This window comes from Micromonospora sp. NPDC047134 (genome assembly GCF_040643455.1).
Classification (GTDB): Bacteria; Actinomycetota; Actinomycetes; order Mycobacteriales; family Micromonosporaceae; genus Micromonospora.
The window spans coordinates 1-22,800 of record NZ_JBEYUI010000030.1 but is presented as its reverse complement, the minus strand read 5'-3'; the positions used below and the strand labels follow the sequence as shown (position 1 = coordinate 22,800).

Below are 22,800 nucleotides of genomic sequence, written 5' to 3'. Positions count from 1 at the left end.
CCCACCTATCGCCCCACTGCGGGTCCAGGAAAGGGGAACGGGGATGGAACTGCGAGGAGCGCGCCGAGCCGCCACTGCGGCGGTGGGCGCCTTACTGGCCCTGCTGATGCTCGCCGGGTGCAGCAGCGGTGACTCGGGTGGCCACGACTCGGCCGCCTCCGACGAGCGGGCCGCCGGACCGGCCATGGCCGAACGGGAGGCGGCCGGTGAGCCGGCCCCGGGGGGAGCCGGTGCGGCGACGGACACTCGGGTCGAGCAACGCGCCATCATCTACACCGGATCGCTGGAGGTCCGGGTGGACGATGTGGAGGTCGCGGCCCGGGAGGCCGTGGCGGTGGCGACCCGAGCCGGTGGCTTCGTCGGCGGTGACCGGCGCCGCAGCGCGGCGGCGGACGCGGTCGCGGAGTTGGAGCTACGGGTGCCGGCCGACCGGTTCCATCCGGTGGTGGAGGAACTGGCCCGGCTGGGCAGCCAGCAACGCCGGACGATCGAGACCCAGGACGTCACCGAGGAGACCATCGACCTGGACGCCCGGATCGCCACCCAGCGGGCCCGGGTGGACAGCGCCCGGCGGCTGTTGGCCCAGGCCGACTCGATAGGCGACCTGATCAGCCTGGAGAACGAGCTGGGACGCCGAGAGGCCGACCTGGCCTCGCTGGAGGCCAAGAAGCGGCGACTGGCCGACCTGACCGCCCTGTCGACGATCACCGTCTCCCTGGCCGGTCCGAACGCGAGCACCGAGGAGGACGATCAGCTCGGCTTCCTGACCGGGCTCAGCGGCGGCTGGAAAGTCTTCCTGACCTCGATGACCGTGCTGGTCACCGTGCTCGGCGCGGTCCTGCCATGGCTGCTGGTGTTCGGCGTACCGCTGGGGTTGCTCTGGTGGTGGCGCCGGCGGCGGCGCGGCCACCGGCCCACCGAGCCGCCGCTGGTGGCGCCGGTCGGGGCACCGCCACCGCCGGGAGTGACCGGGGGTGGGGTCAGCGCAGCGCCGCCAGTGCCTGGAGCGCGGTCTGCACCATGAGCCGTACCCCGGCCGGGATGGCCCGCTCGTCCACGTCGAAGGAGGGCCGGTGCAGGTCCACGTTGGGACCGGCCCGGCCGACCCCGAGTCGGGCCAGGGCTCCGGGGACGTACTCCAGATACCAGGAGAAGTCCTCACCGCCCATGCTCTGCGGGGTCTCCGCGACCCCCTCCGGGCCGAGGGCGGCGATGGTCGCCGCGGTCAGCACGCTGATCGCCTGAGCGTCGTTGCTGACCGGCGGACGGCCGCGCAGGTACTCGATGTCGACCGTGGCTCCGGTGGGGGCCAAGACGTCCCGGACCACCTGGGTGACGATGTCCGGGGCACCGTGCCAGGTGTCCCGGTCCATCACCCGCAGGGTGCCGGAGGCGGAGGCCTCGGAGGGGATGACGTTGTACTGGGTGCCGGCGGAGGCGTGGCCGAAGACCAGCAGCAGGCCGCTGTTCGCCGGCACCCGGCGGCTGACCAGGGCGGGTACCTCGGTGACCAGCCGACCCAGGGCGTCGACCAGGTCGACCGTCAGGTGTGGACGAGCGGTGTGGCCGCCCGGCCCGGTCAGCCGTACGGTGACGTTGTCGGCGGCGGCCGTGATCGGGCCTACCCGCAGGCCGATCCGGCCCACCGGCAGGCTCGGGTCGCAGTGCAGCGCGAAGATCTGCACCACGTCCTCCAGGCCGCCGGCCTCGATCACCTCCAGCGAGCCGCAGGGCAGGATCTCCTCGGCGGGCTGGAAGATCAGCCGGACCCGGCCCGGCAGCTCGCCCTGGTCGGCGAGCTGGGCCAGCATCATGCCGACGCCGAGCATGACCGTGGTGTGCACGTCGTGACCGCAGGCGTGGCAGACCCCGTCCACTGTGGAGCGGTACGGGACCTCCTTGGCGTCGGCCAGCGGCAGCGCGTCGATGTCGGCGCGCAGGGCGACCACCGGGCCGTCCGGGCGGCCGTTGATGTCGCAGATGACCCCGTTGCCCTTGGGCAACAGGCGCGGGCTGAGCCCGGCCAGGGAGAGTTCCCGGGCGATCAGGGCGGCGGTCTCGAACTCCTCGCCGGACAGCTCCGGATGCGAGTGGAGGTGACGGCGGGTGGCGATCAGGCCCGGCACCCGCAGCGCGAGCAGGTGGTCCAGCTCGGCGGGCAGGGGCTGACCACCGGGCGGCGGAACCAGCTGCTCGCCGGTGGGCATCGTCAACGCAGTCGTCACGTCGAAATCTCGATCACTAGAGATGGATGGATCATCGGGGACAGCAGACAGGGTAGACCTTCGATGGTAACTCTGCGCAACTTCGTTCCGGTGATGGTCGGACCGCACAGCGTCACGTATGCCCTGCTGAGAGCCCCCGGAGCGGAGTGAGACAGCAGGTAGATCGCCGTTGAACGACCTCATCCGCCCCCCACCTCCTACAACCTGTAACCGGCTAACCGAGCCGAAAATCCCTCCACGGGTTTTCCGAATTGTCGCATTAGTCGCTCGATCAACTGACCCTACGACAATTACCCGACCACAGCCGGCGATGAGCGCACCGTGGCACGTTCACACGTACGGTCGCCCCCCGACCGGACACGGTGTGCGGCAGAGATCAGCCGGGAGGGCCCGCCGGAGGCCTGCCGAACGGCATACCCCGCCCGGCGGCCCTCCACGCAGCGCTACGGAAAGTCAGAACCGGTCGGTCGGCTGGTAACGGCCCCACACCTCGCGCAGGGCCCCGCACACCTCACCGACGGTGGCCCGCAGCCGCAGCGCCTCCTTCATCGGGTACAGCACATTGGCGCTGCCCTTGGCGGCATCCTGGAGGTCCGTCAGGGCCTGCTGCACGGCGGCGTTGTCCCGCTCGGCGCGCAGCTTGGCCAGCCGCTCGGCCTGGGCCGCCTCGATAGCCGGGTCCACCCGCAGCGGCTCGTACGGCTCCTCGGCGTCGACCGTGAACCGGTTGAGCCCGACCACCACCCGCTCCCCCGAGTCGATCTCCTGGGCGATCCGGTACGCGGACTGCTCGATCTCCCGCTTCTGGAAGCCCGCCTCGATCGCCTCCACGGACGAGCCGTGCTCGAAGACCCGAGCCATCAGGGCGTCCGCCGCCGCCTCGATCTCCGAGGTCATCGCCTCCACCACGTACGACCCGGCGAAGGGGTCGACCGTGGCGGTCAGGTCCGTCTCGTACGCCAGCACCTGCTGGGTCCGCAGGGCCAGCCGGGCCGCCTTCTCGGTGGGCAGGGCGATCGCCTCGTCGAAGCTGTTGGTGTGCAGCGACTGGGTGCCGCCGAGCACCGCCCCGAGCCCCTGCACGGCCACCCGGACCAGGTTCACCTCAGGCTGCTGGGCGGTCAGCTGCACCCCCGCGGTCTGGGTGTGGAACCGCAGCATCATCGACTTGGGGTTCTTCGCCCCGAACTCGTCGCGCATCAGTCGGGCCCAGATCCGCCGGGCCGCCCGGAACTTGGCGACCTCCTCCAGCAGGGTGGTCCGGGCTACGAAGAAGAACGACAGGCGGGGGGCGAAGTCGTCCACAGCCAGCCCGGCGGCGATCGCGGCCCGGACGTACTCGACGCCGTTGGCCAGCGTGAAGGCGATCTCCTGCACGGGGGAGGCCCCGGCCTCGGCCATGTGGTAGCCCGAGATGGAGATGGTGTTCCACTTCGGCACCTCGGACCGGCAGTAGCCGAAGGTGTCCGCGACCAGCCGCAGGGAGGGCTTCGGCGGGAAGATGTAGGTCCCCCGGGCGATGTACTCCTTGAGGATGTCGTTCTGGATGGTGCCGTTCAGGGCAGCGCCCGGCACCCCGTTCTCCTCGGCGACCAACTGGTAGAGCAGCAGCAGCACCGAACCGGGGGCGTTGATCGTCATCGAGGTGGAGACCTGGTCCAGCGGGATGCCGTCGAACAGCAGCCGCATGTCCTCGATCGAGTCGATGGCCACCCCGACCTTGCCCACCTCGCCGGAGGCGATCGGGTCGTCGGAGTCGTACCCCATCTGGGTGGGCAGGTCGAAGGCGACCGAGAGACCCATCGTCCCGGCCCGCAACAACTGGTGGTACCGCGCGTTGGACTCGGTGGCGGTGCCGAAACCGGCATACTGGCGCATGGTCCACGGGCGAGAGGTGTACATCGTGGGGTAGACCCCACGGGTGTACGGATACTGGCCCGGGGTGCCCAGTCGGGAATCCAGGTCACCGGGAAGGTCGTCCGCCGTGTAGACGTCCTTGACAGGGAAACCGGATTCGCTCAACCGCCGTTCACTCATCACCGGATGGTAGGCCGAACAGGCCGATCAGCGGGGTGAGGGGGGACACACATTCCCAGGTCGAAAGCGCAATGACGAGAGGTGAGGGGCCACACACGTACCGTTCGGTACGGTAAACGTCCGTCGCGGCGGGTTTCGCATCGGGCGTCTGAACCAGCAAGATAGGGGGGTTGTGTCCCAGCCCTCTCGACTTCCCCCGGTGGCTTTTCTGTGACTCAGATCCCAACGTGGAGCGGCGGACCAGTCAGCACTCCCACCAATGGACGCGCGACACCCGGCACCCTCATCGGTGACCGCTACTCGCTGCGATCGGCGGTGGGCAACGGTGGCATGGGCACGGTCTGGCGAGCCACAGACACGCTGCTGCGCCGCGACGTGGCCGTCAAGGAGGTCGTCCTCCCGCCGGGGCTGGCCCCCAGTGACCGCGACGCGATGTACGAACGCACTCTGCGTGAGGCCCGCGCCGCCGCCGCCATCGCCCACCCGGCCGTCGTGCAGGTGTACGACGTGGTGACCGAGGCGGGTCGGCCCTGGATCGTGATGGAGCTGCTGGACGCCCGCAGCCTCGCCGACATGGTGATCGAGGACGGGCCGATCGCCCAGCGGGTGGTCGCCAAGATCGGCATTGCCCTGCTCGGCGCCCTGGAGGTGGCCCACGCGATCGGTGTGCTGCACCGCGACGTCAAGCCGGCCAACGTGCTGATCTGCTCCGACGGGCGCTGCGTGCTCACCGACTTCGGGGTGGCCCGGATGCCCACCGACGTGCAGCTCACCACGCCGGGCATGGTGCTCGGCTCACCGCACTTCATCTCGCCCGAGCGGGCCATGGGGCAGGAGTTCGGGCCGCCCAGCGACCTGTTCTCCCTCGGCGTGACCCTCTACACGGCGGTGGAGGGTCGACCCCCCTTCGACCGCGGTGACCCCATCGAGACCATGCACGCCGTGGTCGAGGACCCGCCGGCCCCGCCGCAGCGCAGCGGCCCGCTGACCCGGGTGCTGATGGGCCTGTTGGAGAAGGATCCGGCCCGCCGACTCGACGTGCACACCGCCCGCGCCATGCTGCGTGAGCTGCTCGCCGGCCCGCTCAGCAGCAACGCCGCCGCGGTCAACTCGATGACCGACCCGTACTCCGTGATGCAGATGCCGCAGCCCGCGGCGATCAGCGCCCCGCCCACCCCGGCCAAGGACAAGCCCTCCGGCCAGATCGGCGGCTCGGCGATGCTGGCCCCCGGCGAGTCACTGACCGACCGGCTGGCCGCGCTGCGCCGGGGCGAGCGCCCCGGTCAGGTCACCCCGATCAGCGCCACCGCGTCGGAGGCGACCAGCGCCGACGCCCTGGCCCGACCGGCCCCGCACGGCCTGATGTCCCCGCCCCCGGTCGGCCGCACCTACGGCGGGGCCGACGCCACCCAACACTTCGGCGCGGCGGAGGCGACGCAACGGTTCGGCGGGGCGGACGCCACCCAGCGGATCGGCGCGGACGCCACCCAGCAGGTCGGGCCGATGGCCTTCGGGTATGGCGGCGGGGCACCGGAGGCCACCCAGCGGGTCGGCGGTGACTACGGCGGCCAGTGGCCGGCCGCGCCCAGCCAGCCGTACGGTGCCCGGCCTACCCCCGCCGGCGGCAGCCCGATGGACAAGGCGAAGGCAGCCGGCACCCAACTGGTCGGCACCGTCAAGGGCTGGCCGCGCAAGATGCAGCTCGCCGCAGCCGGCGGCCTGGCGCTGATCCTGCTGATCGGCATCGTGGCGCTCTCCGGCGGCGAGGACTCGTCGCCGACCACCCCGGTCGCCGACCCCTCCCCCTCCGTCGACGCCGGACCGGGCATCGAGATGCAGGAGCACTCGGGGCGCGGGGTGCAGGTGCTGGTGCCCAAGGGCTGGAAGAAGGCCACCGGCGGCCTCTACGTCGACTACACCGATCCCGAGGACAGCGGCCGACGGGTACGCATCCTCAACGAGGAATGGCGTGGCGACTCGACCCGCTGGGCGGAGGTCGCCGAGAACGGCCTGAAGACCCGGTCGACCAGCTGCGCCAAGCCGTACAACCAGATCTCGATGGAGCAGAAGGAGCTGGCCGGCAAGCCGTCGGCCGAGTTCGAATACACCTGCGGCAAGGGCGACAGCATGCGGCACGGGATCTGGCAGGGGGTGGCCCACGAGGGCCGGATGTACTCCTTCTACCTGACCGCGACGGACTCCCGCTTCGAGGAGAGCAAGCCGATCTACGAGGAGATGGTGAAGTCGTTCCAGCTCACCAACGCCGGCTGAGTCGGGGCGAGGGTCCGTGGTGATCCGCCGTCGTGCTATCAAGAGCCAATGGCGGCGGACACCGAAGACCTTGACAGCATTCGCGAGCGGGCCGAGCGTTGGCTCGCCGACGATCCGGACCCGGCCGACCGGGCGGAACTACAGACGGTGCTCGACGATCTTCCGGCCAGCGCCCCGGAGCTGGCCGACCGGTTCGCCGGACCGCTGACCTTCGGCACCGCCGGGCTCCGTGGCCCGCTGCGCGCCGGCCCGAACGGGATGAACCTCGCCGTGGTCACCCAGGCCGCCGCCGGGCTGGTCGCCTGGCTGGCGGCCCAGGGTGGCACCGGCCCCCTGGTCATCGGGTACGACGCCCGTCACCGTTCCCGCGAGTTCGCCGAGCGGACCGCCCAGGTGGCCACCGGGGCGGGACGGCCCGCCCTGCTGCTCCCCCGACCCCTGCCCACCCCGGTGCTCGCCTACGCGGTCCGGCAACTCGGGGCGGTGGCCGGGGTGATGGTCACAGCCAGCCACAACCCGCCCCAGGACAACGGCTACAAGGTCTACCTCGGCGCCGAGTTGGGTGGCCCACTGGGCGCCGGGGCACAGATCGTCCCTCCGGCCGACGCCGGCATCGAGGCCGCCATCCGGGCGGTCGGCCCACTCGCCGAGGTGCCGCTGGGCCCGCCTGGCCAGCTCCTCGGTGACGACCTGGTCGCCGGGTACGTGGCCCACGCGGTCGAGGTGCTGCCGGCGTACGGTCCACGCGAGCTGCGGGTGGCGTACACCCCTCTGCACGGTGTCGGTGCGGCCGTACTCACCGCGGCCTTCGCCGCCGCCGGGTTCCCGGTGCCCGGGGTGGTGCCCGACCAGGCCGAACCGGACCCGGACTTCCCGACCGTCAGCTTCCCCAACCCGGAGGAGCCCGGCGCGGTGGACCTGCTGGTCGCGCTCGCCGAATCGACCGATGCCGACCTGGCCATCGCCAACGACCCCGACGCCGACCGCTGCGCCGTGGCCGTACGCAGCGAGCAGGGTTGGCGGATGCTGCGGGGCGACGAGGTGGGGGTGCTGCTCGCCGACCATCTGATGCGGCGCGGGGTGACCGGCCTGTACGCCACCACCATCGTGTCCTCGTCGCTGCTGCGGGCCATGTGTACCGCCCGGAACCTGCCGTACGACGAGACGTTGACCGGGTTCAAATGGATCGTCCGGGCCGGTGGCGGGGCCGACCCGCTGGTCTTCGGCTACGAGGAGGCCCTCGGCTACTGCGTGGCCCCCGAGCACGTCCGGGACAAGGACGGCATCACCGCCGCCCTGACGGTCGCCGAGTTGGCCGCCGGCCTCAAAGCACAGGGTCGTACCCTCACCGACCGGCTGGACGAGCTGGCCGCCGAGTTCGGCGTGCACCACACCGACCAACTCTCCGTACGCGTCGACGATCTGCGCCTGATCGCCGACGCGATGGCCCGGATCCGCGCCACCACCCCGACCACCCTGCTCGGCCACCCGATCACCGAGGCACAGGACCTGCTCCCCGAGGCGGACGTGGTCATCCTGCGTACCGACACCGCCCGGGTGGTGATCCGCCCCTCCGGCACCGAACCCAAACTCAAGGCGTACCTGGAGGTGGTGGAGCCAGTAACGAACGGCGAGGTAGCTGCAGCCCGCTCCCGCGCCGCCCTGGCGGTTTCGGCGCTCCGCACCGAAACCGCCACCGCCCTAGGCATCTAACCCCCCCCCCGGCCCCCCTATTCACCCCGTTGATCATGAGGTTGACGGCAGCGTAGAGATCAACGACTGCCGCTAACCTCATGATCAACGCGCGTAGAAAGGGGGAGGCCAGGGGGTGGGTTAGAAGCGGGGCATGCCGCCGAATTGGCGGTCGCCGGCGTCGCCCAGGCCGGGGACGATGAACTTGCTGTCGTTGAGGCCCTGGTCGATGGAGGCGGTTACCAGGCGTAGGGGCAGGTTGGAGCGCTTGAGGCGCTCGATGCCGGCCGGGGCGGCCAGTACGCAGAGCACGGTGATGTCGGTGCAGCCGCGCTCGGCCAGCAGTCGGCAGCAGTGCTCCAGGGAGCCGCCGGTGGCCAGCATCGGGTCCAGGACCAGCACCGGCAGGCCGGTCAGGTCCCGGGGCAGCGACTCCATGTAGGCGCGCGGCTCGAAGGTCTCCTCGTCACGGGCCAGGCCGACGAAGCCCATGGATGACTCCGGCAGCAGCCCCAGCGCAGCGTCGGCCATGCCGAGGCCCGCTCGCAGCACCGGCACCAGCAGCGGGGGGTTGGCCAGCCGGGTGCCCTCGGTGGCGGTCACCGGGGTCTGCACCGGGTAGTGCTCGATCGGGAAGGAGCGCGCCGCCTCGTACACCAGCATGGTGGTGAGTTCGTGCAGGGCCGCCCGGAAGGAGGAGGAATCGGTCCGTTCGTCCCGCATGACGGTCAGCCGAGACTGGGCGAGCGGGTGGTCAATGACGTGTACGTCCACGATCGCTCAACCTACCCGGCGCCGGGGGCGGCGCGGGGGTCACCGGCGCTACCAGCGATCCCGCTCACCGATGGAGTGCATTGGTCAAGATCACTAGCCGGCCCTCTGCGTAGACTTCGGGACATGACGGCGACAGCGACGTCGGCCCGCTCGGACCTTACCGAGCTGGGACGATCCGAGACCGCTCTGCGTACCTTCCTGCATGGTCTTCCTGGGGTGGACCAGGTCGGGGCAGAGCAGCGGGCGGCCCAACTCGGCACCCGCTCCATCAAGACCACCGCCAAGGCCCAGGCCATCGACCTGGCTATCCGAATGGTCGACCTGACCACGCTGGAAGGCGCGGACACCCCGGGCAAGGTACGCGCCCTGGCCGCCAAGGCGCTGCGCCCCGACCCGGCCGACCCCACCTGCCCGCATGTCGGCGCGGTCTGCGTCTACCCCTCGATGGTCCCGTACGCGGCCGAGGTGCTGCGCGGGTCCGGGCGGCCATCCGGCGGACCGGGACAGGCAGACGGCGTTGTACACCTGGCCAGCGTGGCCACGGCCTTCCCGTCCGGGCAGGCACCGCTGGAGGTCAAGCTCGCCGACACCCGGGCAGCCGTCGAGGCCGGCGCGGACGAGATCGACATGGTGATCAACCGGGGAGCCTTCCTGACCGGCCGCTACACCGAGGTCTACGACGAGATCGTCGCGGTCAAGGAAGCCTGCGGGGACGCCCACCTCAAGGTGATCCTGGAGACCGGCGAGTTGGGCACGTACGACAATGTGCGCCGCGCCTCCTGGCTGGCGATGCTGGCCGGCGGCGACTTCATCAAGACCTCCACCGGGAAGGTTCCGGTCGCCGCCACCCTGCCGGTGACCCTGGTGATGCTGGAGGCGGTCCGGGACTTCCGCGCCGCCACCGGGCGGCAGGTGGGCGTCAAGCCCGCCGGTGGCATCCGGACCACCAAGGACGCCATCAAGTACCTGGTCATGGTCAACGAGACCGTCGGGCCGGACTGGCTGCACCCGGACTGGTTCCGTTTCGGCGCCTCCAGCCTGCTCAACGATCTGCTGATGCAGCGCACCAAGCTGACCACCGGCGTCTACGCCGGCCCCGACTACTTCACCCTGGACTGACACATGGGTCTGTTTGAATACGCCCCGGCGCCCGAATCGCGCGCGGTCGTCGACATCAAGCCGTCCTACGGCCTGTTCATCGACGGCGAGTTCGTCGACGGCGAGGATCGCAACAAGACGATCAACCCCGCCTCCGAGGAGGTGCTCGCCGAGGTCACCTGGGGCGGCGCCGAGGACGTGGACCGCGCGGTCCGTGCCGCCCGGAAGGCGTACGACAAGGTCTGGGGTCCGATGCCGGGCCGGGACCGGGCCAAGTACCTGTACCGGATCGCCCGGATCATCCAGGAACGCTCCCGCGAGCTGGCCGTGCTGGAGTCCCTGGACAACGGCAAACCGATCAAGGAGTCCCGGGACGTCGACCTGCCGCTGGTCGCCGCGCACTTCTTCTACTACGCCGGCTGGGCCGACAAGCTGAACCACGCCGGGTTCGGCCCGAACCCGCAGCCGCTCGGGGTGGCCGCCCAGGTCATCCCGTGGAACTTCCCGCTGCTGATGCTGGCCTGGAAGATCGCCCCGGCCCTGGCCGCCGGTAACACCGTGGTGCTCAAGCCGGCCGAGACCACCCCGCTGACCGCGCTGCTGTTCGCCGAGATCTGCCAGCAGGCCGACCTGCCGCCCGGCGTGGTCAACATCGTCACCGGTGCCGGCGAGACCGGGCGGGCGTTGGTCGAGCACGAGGGCGTGGACAAGGTCGCCTTCACCGGCTCCACCGAGGTCGGTAGGGCCATCGCCCGGTCGGTGGCCGGCAGCCGCAAGAAGCTCACCCTGGAGTTGGGCGGCAAGGCCGCCAACATCGTCTTCGACGACGCCCCGGTCGACCAGGCCGTCGAGGGCATCGTCAACGGCATCTTCTTCAACCAGGGGCACGTCTGCTGCGCCGGTTCCCGGCTGCTGGTCCAGGAGTCCGTCGCCGAGCAGGTGCTGGAGTCGCTCAAGCGCCGGATGGCCCAGCTGCGGGTCGGTGACCCGCTGGACAAGAACACCGACATCGGGGCGATCAACTCGGCCGCCCAACTGGCCCGGATCCGGGCACTGACCGAGGCCGGGGCCGCCGAGGGGGCCGAGCAGTGGTCGCCGTCGTGCGAGCTGCCCGAGCGGGGCTTCTGGTTCGCGCCGACCATCTTCACCGGGGTCACCCAGGCACACCGGATCGCCCGCGAGGAGATCTTCGGCCCGGTGCTGTCCGTGCTCACCTTCCGCACCCCGGCCGAGGCCGTGGAGAAGGCCAACAACACGCCGTACGGGCTGTCGGCCGGGATCTGGACCGAGAAGGGTTCCCGGATCCTGTGGACGGCTGACCGGCTGCGCGCCGGAGTGGTCTGGGCCAACACGTTCAACAAGTTCGACCCGACCTCGCCGTTCGGCGGCTACAAGGAGTCGGGCTACGGTCGCGAGGGCGGCCGGCACGGGCTGGAGGCGTACCTCAATGTCTGAGCGGATCGCGGTACGCAAGACGTACAAGCTCTTCATCGGCGGGAAGTTCCCGCGTAGCGAGTCGGGACGGTCGTATCTCGTGCAATCCGCGAACGTGTCGCTGGCCTCCCGCAAGGACGCGCGGGACGCCGTGATCGCCGCCCGCGCCGCTGTGAAGGGCTGGGCCGGGGCCACCGCGTACAACCGGGGTCAGATCCTCTACCGGGTCGCCGAGATGCTGGAGGGCCGCCGCGAACAGTTCATGGCCCTGGGCGTACCGGCCGACGAGGTCGATGCCGCGACGGACCGCTGGGTCTGGTACGCGGGCTGGGCGGACAAACTGCCCCAGGTGTACGGCGGCGCCAACCCGGTCGCCGGGCCCTACTTCAACCTCTCCGCCCCCGAGCCGACCGGGGTGGTGGCGGTGGTGGCCCCGGAGGCACCCGCCCTGCTGGGCCTGGTCAGCGTGATCGCCCCGGCGATCGTCACCGGCAACACCGTGGTGGTGGCCGCCTCCCCGACCGCCCCACTGGCCGCGGTGACCCTGGCCGAGGTGCTGGCCACCTCCGACCTGCCGGGCGGGGTGGTCAACATCCTCACCGGTCGGCTGTCCGAGACCGTGCCCACCCTGGCCGCGCACATGGACGTCAACGCGATCGACCTGAGTGGGGTCACCGACGCCGAACTGGCCGCTGAGCTGGAGGTGAAGGCGGCGGAGAACCTCAAGCGGGTGCTCCGATCGGTGTCGGCTGATCACGACTGGACTGCCGATCCCGGGGTGGGGCGGATGACTGCGCTGGTGGAGACGAAGACGGTGTGGCATCCGAAGGGGGTCTGATTCTGGGGGTTTCCGGGGGGGGGGAGCCCACCGGCTCCGGGCGGTCAGGCTTGATCCCTGCGCGGGTGGGCTCCGCCTTCGCGCGCAAAAACGCCGAAGTTGCGGTGTGCGGGCTGGATTGATACCGCAACTTCGGCGTACTTGCTAGGCCTGTTCGCCGCGATGCCGACCACAGGGACCCCACTTGTCGGAGTTGGCCCGGCGGTCGCGGAACTGGGCAGAAGCTGCTGGATGGGCGCTCGGTCGATATCGCAACAACGCCGAAGTTGCAGCATGCGCGCCCTGTCGACACCGCAACAACGGCGTACTTGCACTCGCCGGGCGGGGTGGCAGGGCGGGCGGTGGGGTCAGCAAGCGTGGGATGGGGGTGGTTGGGGCGGACGGGGGGTCTACTACGGGGGGTAGGATTTTGGGGTGACTCGGCTGGGTGATCTTGAGCGTGCGGTGATGGACGTGTTGTGGGACACGGTGCCCGCCAGGTCGGACGGGGTCACGGTGCGCGAGGTGGCCGATGCCCTGGCCGGGCGCGAGCTGGCGTACACGACGGTGATGACGGTGCTCGATCGACTCGCCGGCAAGGGCATGGTGCAGCGCGAACGGGAGGGCCGGGCCTGGCGCTATCGCGCGACGGCCAGCCGGGAGGCGCACATCGCCCAGCTCATGCTCGACGCCCTCGATCTCGGCGGCAGCCGGGACGCGGCGCTGGTCCGGTTCGCCCGTTCGGTCACCGGCACGGAGGCGGACGTGCTGCGCGCCGCTCTGGCGGCGGAGGCCACCGCGAACCCGGCGGCTGAGGAAGTCGGCGGTCTGACCGACCGGATCGAGGTGCCGCCGGTCGACCGGGCGAGCCGCCCGGGCGAGAGCGCGGAGCGGTAGGGGCGACGTCGTGGCCTACGCTCTGCACTTCACCGCCGCGATGCTGGCCTGTTGGCTGCTCGCGCAGGTTCTGGCCCGTTCCACCTGGACCTGGCGTAGCCCCGGGGTGGCGATCCTCTGCTGGCAGGCGATCGGCCTGGGCGCCGGGCTGTCCGCGATGGGGATGCCGATCGCGCTCGGTCTGGCGCCGTACCAGATGGGCACCGGCAGCGCCCTGCTGGCGCTGGCCAGGGATCTGTGGCACAGCACCCTGCCGGCCGGTCTGGGCGTGCTGCACCTGGGCCTGGTGGGCATCGGCTTCGGCATCGGTGCGGTGCTGCTGACCACGACGGTACGCAGCATCCACGGCACGGTACGGGCCCAGCGTCGGCACCGGGAGTTGCTGACTCTGGTGGCGCGGCGGGATCCGGCGGTGCCCGGAGCACTCGTGCTCGACCATCCGAGTGCGGCCGCGTACTGCCTGCCGGGGGTACGCCCCCGGGTGGTGGTCAGCGCCGGGGCACTGGACCTGCTCGATCCGGCGGAACTGGAGGCGGTGCTGGCCCACGAGCGGGCCCACGCCCAGGAGCGGCACGATCTGGTGCTGCTGCCCTTCACCGCGCTGTGTCGGGCGCTGCCCTGGCTGCGCTGGGTCCGTCAGGCGCACGAGCGGGTCGGCCTGCTGGTCGAGATGCGCGCGGACGACAAGGCCCGGGAACAGCACGCGGACGCCCCGCTGGCCGGTGCCCTGCGCCGGTTCGCCGCCGCCGGTGACCGGATCACCCCGGCCGGCACCCTGGGCCTGGGAGATCGGGATCTGGACGTACGGATGCAGCGGCTGCTGGTCGTCGGACGCCCGCCCCGACTGCTCGGCGCTGCCGCGCTGGCGGTCACCGGCACCGCCGCCTACCTGCCGATCGGCCTCTTCCTGAGCTGAGCGCCGCACCGCCTGACCGGGAGCACCCCCGGCCGAGCACCTCGCAGCAGCAGTGCGGCGTCACTGACCGTGACCAACGCCGCAGCCAGCGCCCCGACCCTGCGTCTGTTGGGCTGGCTCGCAGTACCGTTGCTGCCGGCACTACTAGGCTTTCAGGCGATGTGCTGGTGGATTTTCCGAGGACGAACCGAGGGTAGGGCGCTGGTGTACTGGTGAACCGCCGGCCCTTCGACCCGCGTCTGCTGCGCCGGGTCCCCGCCGCCCGGGGTGACCTGGCCCTGCTGGGGTTGCTCGGGGTACTCGCCGCCGGGTTGGTCGTGGCACAGGCCACCGCCCTGGCCACCCTGCTGGCCGCCGCCTTCACCGGTGAACTGAACCGTCCCGCCCTGGCCGGCTTCGTCGCCGCCGTGGCGGCCCGCTCGGTGCTGGTCTGGGCACAGGGCACGGTGTCGGCGCGGCTGGCCGCCACGGTCAAGGCGGCGTTGCGGTCCGATCTGCTCGGCGCGGTCGCCCGACACGGCCCCGGCTGGGTGGCCGGCCAGCGGGCCGGTCAACTGGCCACCCTCGCCGGTCGCGGGCTGGACGCCCTGGACGCCTACTTCACCGGCTACCTACCGCAACTGGTACTCAGCGTCACCGTGCCGGTCGCCGTGCTCGGCCGGATCTTCCTGGCCGACTGGAGTTCGGCCGTGATCATCGCGCTGACCCTGCCGCTGATTCCGATCTTCGGGGCCCTGCTCGGTTGGCAGGCCCAGGCCGCCACCGAACGCCAGTGGCGTCGGCTGTCCCGACTCGGCGGACATTTCCTGGACATGGTGGCCGGGCTGCCCACCCTGCGCGCCTTCGGCCGGGCGAAGGCCCAGACCGAGGCGGTACGCCGAATGGCCGACGGCCACCGGGTAGCCACCATGAAGACCCTGCGGATCGCCTTCCTCTCCGCCCTGGTGCTCGAACTGGTCGCCACCCTGTCCGTGGCCCTGGTCGCGGTGCCGGTGGGCATCCGGTTGCTCGGCGGCGGGCTGACCCTGCAGATCGCGCTGCTGGTGCTGCTGCTGACCCCGGAGGCGTACCTGCCGCTGCGGGCGGCCGGCAGCCGGTTCCACGCCAGCATCGAGGGGCTCACCGCCCTGGACGAGGCCTTCACCCTGACCGGCACCGCGCCGGCTCCGGCGACCCGCCCCGGGGTGTCGCCGGACGGGCGCGGCGAGATCAGGTTCGAGTCGGTGACGGTCGCCTACGACCGTACGGTGGCCCTGCGGGAGGTCTCGCTGACCATCCGGCCCGGGGAGCGGATCGCGATCATCGGGCCCAGCGGCGCCGGCAAGAGCACCCTGCTGGGCCTGCTGCTCGGCTTCGTCACCCCGACCCGTGGCCGGGTCACCGTGGGCGGGGTGGACCTCGCCGAGGCCGACCTCGACGGCTGGCGTCGGCAGGTGGCCTGGGTGCCGCAGCGCGCCCACCTGTTCGCCGCCTCCCTGGCCGACAACATCCGCCTCGGCACCCCCGAGGCATCCGCTACCGCTGTCGAGAAGGCGGTCACCGACGCCGCCCTGGACGAGGTGATCGCCGCCCTGCCCGACGGCCTGGACACCCTGCTAGGTGAGCGGGGGCACGGCCTGTCCAGCGGGCAGCGGCAGCGGGTCGCCCTGGCCCGGGCCTTCCTGCGGGACGCCCCCGTGGTGCTGCTCGACGAACCCACCGCCCGGCTGGACTCCGCCGCCGAGGCAGCGGTGTTGTCGGCCACCCACCGGCTGGTGGCCGGTCGTACCGCCCTGCTGGTCGCGCACCGGCCCGCCCTGCTCGCCGACGCCGACCGCATCCTGCGGGTCGAGGAGGGCCGGGTGACCGAGTTGACCCCCCAGCCGACCGGGGAGGGCCGATGAGCGCAGACGGATCCGTGCGCACCGGCAGCGCGATGCCGGAGTTGGTGGTGCTGCGGCTGGCCCGGCCGTACCTGAATCGACTGATCGGTGCCGGCCTGCTGGCAGCGGTCACCGAGTTCGCCGCGCTGGCCCTGATGGCCACGGCCACCTGGCTGTTGATGGCGGCTGCCGGTCAGCCGCCGCTGGACCGGCTGACGGTAGCGATCGTCGCGGTACGGGCCCTGGCCGTCAGCCGGGGGGTGTTGCGCTACACCGAACGGCTGGCCGGCCACGACGCGGTGCTGCGGCTCGTCACCGATGTCCGGACCCGGGTCTTCGCCACCCTGGCCGCCCGGCGCGGCGCGCCACCGCGCACCGGCGACGCGCTGAGCCGGCTGGTCTCCGACGTGGAGGCCGTGCAGGACCTGCTGTTGCGGGTCGTCGTGCCGGGTGCGGCGGCCGGTCTGGTTAGCCTGCTGGCGGTCGGGCTTACCGCCCTAGTCTCGCCCTCGGCCGCCCTGGTGCTGGCCGCCGGGCTGCTGGTGGCCGGGGTTGCCCTGCCGGCGCTGGCCACCGTATTGACCCGGCGAGCCGCCGACGAGGTGGCGCCGCTGCGGGGTGCGCTGGCCGCCGACGCGGTCGACCTGACCCACGGCGCGGCCGACCTGGCCGCCTTCGGTGCGACCGGGACCGCCCTCGACGCGGCGCGGCGCCGCGCCGGTCAGCTGGCCCGGCTGGAACGTCGACTGGCCGTACGCGGCTTCGCCGTGGACGCCGCCGGGGTGCTGGTGGCCGGGCTGACCGCCGGTGCGGTGGTGTACGTGGCCCTGGGCGCCGGAGTGAACGGGGTACTCATCGGTGTGCTGGCGGTCGGCACCCTGGCCGCCGTGGAGATCGCCCTGGCCCTGGTCGGTGCGGCCCGGCAGTGGACCGCCCTCCGGGCCGGCCTGGCCCGGGTCGCCGCCCTCATCACCGACACCGAGCCCGCCCCCGGCATCCCGGCAACAGGCGCCGACGCCGGGGGCAGCACTCCTGACCTGCGGTTCGACCAGGTGACCGTGCGGTACCGCGAAGGCGCGCCCGCCGCCCTGGACGCCTTCGATCTCGACCTGCCGGCGGGGCGACGGGTGGCCGTGGTCGGACCGAGCGGCGCGGGCAAGAGCACCCTGGCGGCGGTGCTGACCGGTGCGGTGCGCCCGGACGGGGGTCGGGTCACCCTGGACGGGCGTGACCTCGGCGAGTACCCGCCCGAGGAGTTGCCGGGGGTGGTCGGCGGGCTGCTCGCCGAGGCGTACGTCTTCCACGCCACGGTCCGGGAGAACCTGCTGCTGGGTCGTCCCGGCGCTGACGAGCTGGCGCTTTTCGCCGCCGCCGAGGCGGCCGGTCTGGCCGACTGGGTCCGGGACCAGCCGGAGGGTTGGGAGACCGTGGTCGGCGAGGAGGGCGCGCAACTGTCCGGCGGTCAGCGGCAGCGTCTCGCCCTGGCCCGGGCCCTGCTCGCCGCCCCGGCCGTGCTGGTGCTCGACGAGCCGACCGAGGGGCTGGACCCGGTCGCCGCGGACGAGGTACTGGCCGGTGCCCTGGCCGCCGTTCCCGCCGGGCACTCCGTGTTGGTGATCTCCCATCGGCTGAGCGGTCTCGCCGGGCTGGACGAGATCGTGGTGCTGGACGCGGGACGGATCGTCCAGTGTGGCCGGCACGCGGAGCTGATCGCCATCCCCGGCTGGTACCGGGACCAGTGGCGGTTGCAGCAGGCTGCTGAGCACGGCTATCTGGCGGTTTCCGGCTGACCCGAGGGCATTTCCCGGACGGCGGGACGGCCGTCCGGCTGGCAGCATGAAGCCCTGCCGGTCGGTGATGACGTTCTGGTCGAGGAGCACCTGCGCCAGTTGGCCGCCCGGCTGCACGGGCTGGTCGATCGTGTTGTGGGACGCGGCCCTCACCTGGCCACCAATGATCGTCGGGATGGTGGTCGCGGCGGCGGCGCATCTCTGGCTGGGCCGGGCCGCGCACACCTGGCTGCTTGCCGCCCGACGGTTGGCCACCCGGTAGTGGTGTCTCACCCCCACCTTCCAGATGACTCGCAGTGATCAGCCCGATGCCGCCGAGGGCGGGTTGGCCTCCAGGACCCGCCCGACGGTCGCGGTGAATTCGCGCCACCCCGCTCGCTGCTCGGCCAGGGTGCGTCGGCCGGCGTCGGTCAGCTCGTACGTCCGCCGCTCTCGACCGTTGACGGTGCTCCAGACGCTGGCCACGTGCCCGGCCCGCTCCAGCCGACGCAACGCCGGGTAGACCGTGCCGGTGGGCAGATCCAGCCGGCCGTCGCTGCGGGCCCGCAGCGCCTCGATGATGGCGTAGCCGTGCAGGGCGCCCCGCTCCAGCACGGCGAGCAGCAGAAAGTCGAGGTGACCGTGCAGCGCCTGGGCGTTCATGCGTAGAAACGCTACTTGTTGGACGACACCCCCGCCACCGGGGCGGGCACCGGTCACCCAGCGCAGCCAACTAGGGTATGTGCCCAGAGTCACTCGCCGGCACCCGCGCCGGTGGGTGGGCAGCCCGACGCACACGGAGGTCACCGTGGCCCGCCAGTCGCCTCAACGGCCGGACGCCGACGAGCCCGAGCTCGATGACACGACCGGCCCCGCCGAGCCGGACGCCACCGACGAGTCGGAGGCCACCACCGCCGCCGATTCCGGTGCATCCCGCGCCCTCTGGGAGGAGCTGCGGATCGACCCGGTGGAGATCGCCCTGCCTGCCGGCACCGGTTTCACCCTGCGGGCGTACCGGCCGGCCAATGAGCTGACCCCGACCGATGTCGCCGAGCGTGACGCCGACGACCCCTTCCTGGCCCGCCGCCAGGTGGTCGAGGCCGAGGAGGACGACGACGATGAGGTCGTCATCCTCGACGAGGAGATCGCCCGCGAGTTCGCCGAGAGCGAGGACGAGGAGAAGCGGGCCAAGGCCGGCGACTCCGACGCCAAGGACTCCGACGAGGACGACAAGGAAGACTCCGACGCCAAGGCCACCGACGAGGCCGGCGACGAGGAGGTGCCGATCTTCCTCAGTCACCGGGGACGGCTGCTGCTGTTCAAGACCCCCGAGTCGCTGGTGAGCTTCGTTCGCTCCGGGGCCCCGAACGACCTTTCTCAGCTGGACAGCTGGAATGAATTGTCCGAACGGGTGGAGCCGGCCGACATCGCGCCCCGCGACGAGGACATCTACGAGCTCGACCTCGTGGTGGAGAACCTGCGCGGTGGGCACGACACCTGGGACCCGACCCTGCTCATCGAGGCCGGCGAGGTAGCCCGGGACCTGTCGTACGCGCTGCGTCTGCCCGCCGTGCTCGACATGCTCTCCGCCGGCTCCAGCCTCGATGACCTGGACGAAGCGTTGCGGGCCTCCGCCAATGGCGGAATCGGCGGTTTCCTGGGGCGTCGCCGGTTGAAGAAAATCGGGGCACAAACCGCAAGTCTCGGCTGGCGGACGATTGTCGGAAAGATCTCTGCGGTCGTGGACTGGCGCGACTGAGCCACACCAGGGAGCATCAGTCTCTGGCAGAGCTAAGCCCTGTGTCCCGGGAGGAGGACGACGCCGTGGCGCTCGTGCGCGTGTACTGCGGTCTGGCCTCGGCGGATCCGGCCGACCGACCGGCCTCGGCCGGATCGACGCTTACGTCCGCTGTGGTCGACGACGCGGGCCGGCTGCTGCACGTCTGCGAGGTCGGCGACGACCCGGCGGGCTACGCCCGGCTGGTCACCCTGCTCGTGGACCGCTCCGGCGGGCCGAGCGGAGCGGCCATCGCCGCTGACACCGACGACCACACCGTCACCTCACTGCTCAGCGCCGCTGGCCGTCCGTTGGCGATCGCGGACGACGACTCGGTGGACGACTTCGCCGAGCGGTTCGCCGACGACGACTCCATCGAGGAGATGCAGTCTCCCCCGGCGGTACGGCGGGCGGTCGGCCTGGCTCGTGCCCTGCAGGCCGGCGCCCTGTCGGCCGTCACCCTGCCGGCCCCCCGGGACCTGGCCGGCTACAAGCAGATACTTTCCGCGCACGCCGCGCTGACCAGTGGTCGACACTCTGCCGCGGTGGCCCTGCGTGAGGTGCTGCGTGAGCTGTACCCGGCCGCCCTGCGGGCCTTCCCGGACCCGGCGGAGTCGATCCCCCTGGCGGTGCTGGAGGCCCTGCCCGAGCCGAGCATGCTCACCGATGCCGGTCGGGACGCCGCCGTCACGGCCGACGCCGTAGCCGCCCAGCTCGCCGCCGACGGGGTGGGCGACCCGGCCGCGATCGACGAGGCGGTCACCGCGCTGCGGGTGGCCATCTCCGAGACCCCCCGCCGGTCCACGGTCAACCGGGCCCTGACCTCGGCCGCCGCCGAGACCATCCGGCAGACGGTCGCCAGTGTGCGGGCCTGTGACGCCGGCTGCGAGGCGCTGGTCGGGGCACTGCACGCCCGCACCAGCGGCCCGGCCCAGGCCACCAGCCCGACCCAGGCCACCGGCCGTCGGGCCGCCGCCCGGCGCGGCGAGCCGGTCGGGGAACTGGCCACCGCCGCCAGCGCAGCCGGCCTGCGTGCCGTACGCCCCACCGGCCCGGAGCCGGCCGGCGGACGCCGCGCCCGGCCCGAGCCCCTGCCGGGCAACGTCGCACCGCCGGCACCCCGGCCGACGGGTCCGCCGCCGGTGGCACCGGCCCCGGTCACCCCACCGCCGGTCGCACCGCCGCCGGTCACCCCGGCCCCGATCGCGCCAGCCGCGGTAGCCGGACCTCCCGTCTCGGCGCCGCCCGCGCGTCCCGAGTCCGCCGGATCCCGGATCGAGGGGCCCTCGAACCGGCCGATCTCCACCCCACCCCCGCCGCCCGGGATCACTCCGATCGCGCCGGCGCCACGCGGCTCGATCCCGCCCGCCGAGGCCGGCGAGCCGTTCCGGCCGACCCTGACCACCGCGGCGATCAACAGCGCTCGGGCGGAACGGCAACGCACCGTCATCCCGCCTCGGCCGAAGACCAACGCGGCCCCGCCGGCCCCGACGCCGGGATTCAGCCCCACCGACCTCAACGTGCCGGTGCCGACGCCCCGTCCTGGGCAGGAGCCGCCGGCCGCACCCGGGTCGCGCGCCAACTGGCCGTTGGTCAACAACCCGGAGAACCCCACCGACACCCCGGCCCGCAATCCCGGCGGGTACGACGACCGCAACCGGGACGTCGGCGCCGAGGCCGGGCCGGAACTGACCCCGGAACGCCGGGTGACCCCACCCTGGCTCGCCGACGACCTGCCGCCGGAGCCTCCGGTGCTGCGGCTCGTCGAGCCGCCGCCGCTGGCCGACCGCGCCTTGCGTAACCCGGAAGAGTCCTCCCTGGACAACCCGCCGCTGCGGCTGGTGGACCGGGCCAGGGAGGAGCAGCGCGGGCACCTGGCCGAACGGCTTGACTCGCCGCCACTGCCGTCGCGCCGACCGGCCCCGCCGATCGAGCACCGGCCCTCGCCGATCTCCGACGAGGGCGACGGTGACCTGCTGATCTTCGCGCAGGCCAAGTCGGCCTGGTTCGTCGGGCACGGCGAGGACGCCGATCTGAACTGGTCGAGCAAGGCCGACACCGGCTGGCAGGCCGCCGAGCAGGCCGCCCGCCCGGCGGTGGGTGCCGCGACGGACGCCGGTCTGCCCAAGCGCGTACCGCAGGCCAACCTGGTGCCCGGCTCCCCGCTGCGCGAGGAGCGTCCACTGCGGATCGTGCGGGACGCGGCCAGCCTGGCCGAGAACACCACCGGCTACTTCCGTGGCTGGCGTCGGGGCCAGGAGATCGGCGGGTTCGCCGTCGGTGGGCGGCCGGGCCGGGAAGCGGCCGGGGGTTGGGACTTCAGCCGGGACACCGGCGACCGCGACGACGATCGGGAGTACGAGTACCGCTCCGCCGGCTACCGTTCCTGACCGTCTCGGTTCCTGGTCCCGCCTCGGTCCCTGACCAGTAGGTGATCCCGCCCGGCCCGCCGCTGGAGGGTGCACCCGGGCCTGCCACACCCGCCGGAGGATTCACGCGGGCCGCCACAGTGGCCGGAGCCGTCCGAACCGGCGACAGTGATGGTTCTTCCTCCGCCCGGGCCCTCCGCGCTCTCAGATGGACGCTCACCGGGTCGACATGACCGGGTGGCCGGAGCGGGGCGGCCCAGGCCCGGATTCGGCTGCGCACAGCAACCAGCGCCCGGTGTCGGCCGGAGCCGTCACCGGGCGCTGCGAAGCGAGGTGTCAGGCCGGGGCCACGGCCCGCGAGCGGCGCATGGTGAGCACGTACTCGACGAGGGAGATCAGCACGTGCTTCGTCGACTCCCGGTTCCGGGCGTCACAGGCCACGACCGGTACATCGTTGGAGATCGCGAGAGCCTCGCGGACATCCTGGGGGTCGTGGTACTGCATTCCGTCGAAACAGTTGATGGCCACCAGGTAGGGCAGCCGCCGATGCTCGAAGAAGTCGATCGCCGCGAAGCAGTCGGCCAGCCGCCGGGTGTCCACCAGGACCACCGCGCCGATCGCGCCCCGGACCAGCTCATCCCACATGAACCAGAAGCGGGTCTGACCCGGCGTACCGAACAGGTACAGGATCAGGTCACGATCGATCGAGATACGGCCGAAGTCCATGGCCACCGTGGTGGTCGTCTTCCCCGGCACCTGCCGGGTGTCGTCGACGCCCACCCCGGCGGAAGTCATGATGGCCTCGGTGGTCAGCGGCGTGATCTCCGAGACCGAACCGACCAGCGTCGTCTTGCCGACGCCG

18 protein-coding genes are annotated in these 22,800 nt (G+C 72.1%); 13 read left to right on the top strand and 5 right to left on the bottom strand.

Annotation, left to right across the window (positions count from 1 at the left end):
- The first annotated feature begins 43 nt into the window (after positions 1-43).
- Positions 44-1,024, top strand: a complete 981-nt coding sequence (locus ABZ795_RS25630) for a DUF4349 domain-containing protein (RefSeq protein WP_357532191.1) — start codon at positions 44-46, stop codon at positions 1,022-1,024.
- Here the strand turns inward: ABZ795_RS25630 and ABZ795_RS25625 are convergent.
- The gene (locus ABZ795_RS25625; protein ID WP_357532190.1) at positions 981-2,225 is read right to left on the bottom strand and encodes an amidohydrolase; all 1,245 of its coding nucleotides are present in this window, start codon (positions 2,223-2,225) and stop codon (positions 981-983) included. The two genes, ABZ795_RS25630 and ABZ795_RS25625, sit on opposite strands and share 44 nt — an antisense overlap.
- A 453-nt stretch (positions 2,226-2,678) precedes the next feature.
- Positions 2,679-4,262, bottom strand: a complete 1,584-nt coding sequence (locus ABZ795_RS25620; protein WP_327022779.1) for a methylmalonyl-CoA mutase family protein — start codon at positions 4,260-4,262, stop codon at positions 2,679-2,681.
- Between the two features lie 210 nt (positions 4,263-4,472).
- Between ABZ795_RS25620 and ABZ795_RS25615 the strand changes: the two genes are divergently transcribed.
- The gene (locus ABZ795_RS25615) at positions 4,473-6,533 is read left to right on the top strand and encodes a protein kinase (RefSeq protein ID WP_357532189.1); all 2,061 of its coding nucleotides are present in this window, start codon (positions 4,473-4,475) and stop codon (positions 6,531-6,533) included.
- A gap of 48 nt (positions 6,534-6,581) precedes the next feature.
- Positions 6,582-8,246, top strand: coding sequence for a phospho-sugar mutase (locus ABZ795_RS25610; protein WP_357532188.1), 1,665 nt, complete (start codon positions 6,582-6,584; stop codon positions 8,244-8,246).
- Between the two features lie 120 nt (positions 8,247-8,366).
- On the opposite strand, the gene upp is transcribed toward ABZ795_RS25610, so the two are convergent.
- Positions 8,367-8,999, bottom strand: coding sequence for a uracil phosphoribosyltransferase (gene upp, locus ABZ795_RS25605; protein WP_327022782.1), 633 nt, complete (start codon positions 8,997-8,999; stop codon positions 8,367-8,369).
- A gap of 123 nt (positions 9,000-9,122) precedes the next feature.
- On the opposite strand from upp, the gene deoC reads away from it, so the two are divergent.
- From deoC to ABZ795_RS25565, 8 genes are all read left to right on the top strand, one after another.
- Positions 9,123-10,118 (top strand): deoxyribose-phosphate aldolase, encoded by a 996-nt coding sequence (deoC, locus tag ABZ795_RS25600; RefSeq protein WP_357532187.1) that lies wholly within the window; start codon positions 9,123-9,125, stop codon positions 10,116-10,118.
- Positions 10,119-10,127: 9 nt separating this feature from the next.
- Positions 10,128-11,552, top strand: a complete 1,425-nt coding sequence (locus ABZ795_RS25595) for an aldehyde dehydrogenase family protein (protein ID WP_357532217.1) — start codon at positions 10,128-10,130, stop codon at positions 11,550-11,552.
- Positions 11,545-12,369 carry an aldehyde dehydrogenase family protein gene (locus ABZ795_RS25590; RefSeq protein ID WP_357532186.1) on the top strand — a complete coding sequence of 275 codons (825 nt, stop codon included), beginning with the start codon at positions 11,545-11,547 and terminating at the stop codon, positions 12,367-12,369. Before ABZ795_RS25595 ends, ABZ795_RS25590 begins: the two co-directional genes overlap by 8 nt.
- A 414-nt stretch (positions 12,370-12,783) precedes the next feature.
- The gene (locus tag ABZ795_RS25585; protein WP_357532185.1) at positions 12,784-13,245 is read left to right on the top strand and encodes a BlaI/MecI/CopY family transcriptional regulator; all 462 of its coding nucleotides are present in this window, start codon (positions 12,784-12,786) and stop codon (positions 13,243-13,245) included.
- A 10-nt stretch (positions 13,246-13,255) separates the two neighbouring features.
- Positions 13,256-14,161 (top strand): M56 family metallopeptidase, encoded by a 906-nt coding sequence (locus ABZ795_RS25580; RefSeq protein ID WP_327022786.1) that lies wholly within the window; start codon positions 13,256-13,258, stop codon positions 14,159-14,161.
- Between the two features lie 212 nt (positions 14,162-14,373).
- Entirely contained in the window at positions 14,374-16,044 is a 1,671-nt protein-coding gene (cydD, locus tag ABZ795_RS25575; protein WP_357532184.1) for a thiol reductant ABC exporter subunit CydD, read from the top strand.
- Complete coding sequence (cydC, locus tag ABZ795_RS25570; protein WP_357532183.1) at positions 16,041-17,813, top strand: thiol reductant ABC exporter subunit CydC; 1,773 nt, start codon at positions 16,041-16,043, stop codon at positions 17,811-17,813. Before cydD ends, cydC begins: the two co-directional genes overlap by 4 nt.
- 46 nt (positions 17,814-17,859) lie before the next feature.
- Positions 17,860-18,075 (top strand): hypothetical protein, encoded by a 216-nt coding sequence (locus ABZ795_RS25565; protein WP_357532182.1) that lies wholly within the window; start codon positions 17,860-17,862, stop codon positions 18,073-18,075.
- A 38-nt stretch (positions 18,076-18,113) separates the two neighbouring features.
- Here the strand turns inward: ABZ795_RS25565 and ABZ795_RS25560 are convergent, their stop codons facing one another.
- Positions 18,114-18,455, bottom strand: coding sequence for a helix-turn-helix transcriptional regulator (locus tag ABZ795_RS25560; protein WP_357532181.1), 342 nt, complete (start codon positions 18,453-18,455; stop codon positions 18,114-18,116).
- 115 nt (positions 18,456-18,570) lie between these two features.
- On the opposite strand from ABZ795_RS25560, the gene ABZ795_RS25555 reads away from it, so the two are divergent.
- A complete protein-coding gene (locus ABZ795_RS25555) occupies positions 18,571-19,551 on the top strand; it encodes a DNA primase (RefSeq protein WP_327022791.1) in 981 nt (326 codons plus the stop codon).
- Between the two features lie 41 nt (positions 19,552-19,592).
- The gene (locus ABZ795_RS25550; protein WP_357532180.1) at positions 19,593-21,959 is read left to right on the top strand and encodes a transposase; all 2,367 of its coding nucleotides are present in this window, start codon (positions 19,593-19,595) and stop codon (positions 21,957-21,959) included.
- A 315-nt stretch (positions 21,960-22,274) separates the two neighbouring features.
- Here the strand turns inward: ABZ795_RS25550 and ABZ795_RS25545 are convergent.
- A partial coding sequence (locus ABZ795_RS25545; protein WP_357532179.1) for an ATP/GTP-binding protein occupies positions 22,275-22,800 on the bottom strand: 526 nt, incomplete at its 5' end.

Bases quoted from the DNA above. Each gene is read 5' to 3' on its own strand.
- cydC (WP_357532183.1), top strand. From the start codon at position 16,041: ATGAGCGCAGACGGATCCGTGCGCACCGGCAGCGCGATGCCGGAGTTG.
- ABZ795_RS25630 (WP_357532191.1), top strand. From the start codon at position 44: ATGGAACTGCGAGGAGCGCGCCGAGCCGCCACTGCGGCGGTGGGCGCC.
- ABZ795_RS25590 (WP_357532186.1), top strand. From the start codon at position 11,545: ATGTCTGAGCGGATCGCGGTACGCAAGACGTACAAGCTCTTCATCGGC.
- ABZ795_RS25620 (WP_327022779.1), bottom strand. From the start codon at position 4,262: ATGAGTGAACGGCGGTTGAGCGAATCCGGTTTCCCTGTCAAGGACGTC.
- ABZ795_RS25610 (WP_357532188.1), top strand. From the start codon at position 6,582: ATGGCGGCGGACACCGAAGACCTTGACAGCATTCGCGAGCGGGCCGAG.
- deoC (WP_357532187.1), top strand. From the start codon at position 9,123: ATGACGGCGACAGCGACGTCGGCCCGCTCGGACCTTACCGAGCTGGGA.
- ABZ795_RS25560 (WP_357532181.1), bottom strand. From the start codon at position 18,455: ATGAACGCCCAGGCGCTGCACGGTCACCTCGACTTTCTGCTGCTCGCC.
- ABZ795_RS25565 (WP_357532182.1), top strand. From the start codon at position 17,860: ATGAAGCCCTGCCGGTCGGTGATGACGTTCTGGTCGAGGAGCACCTGC.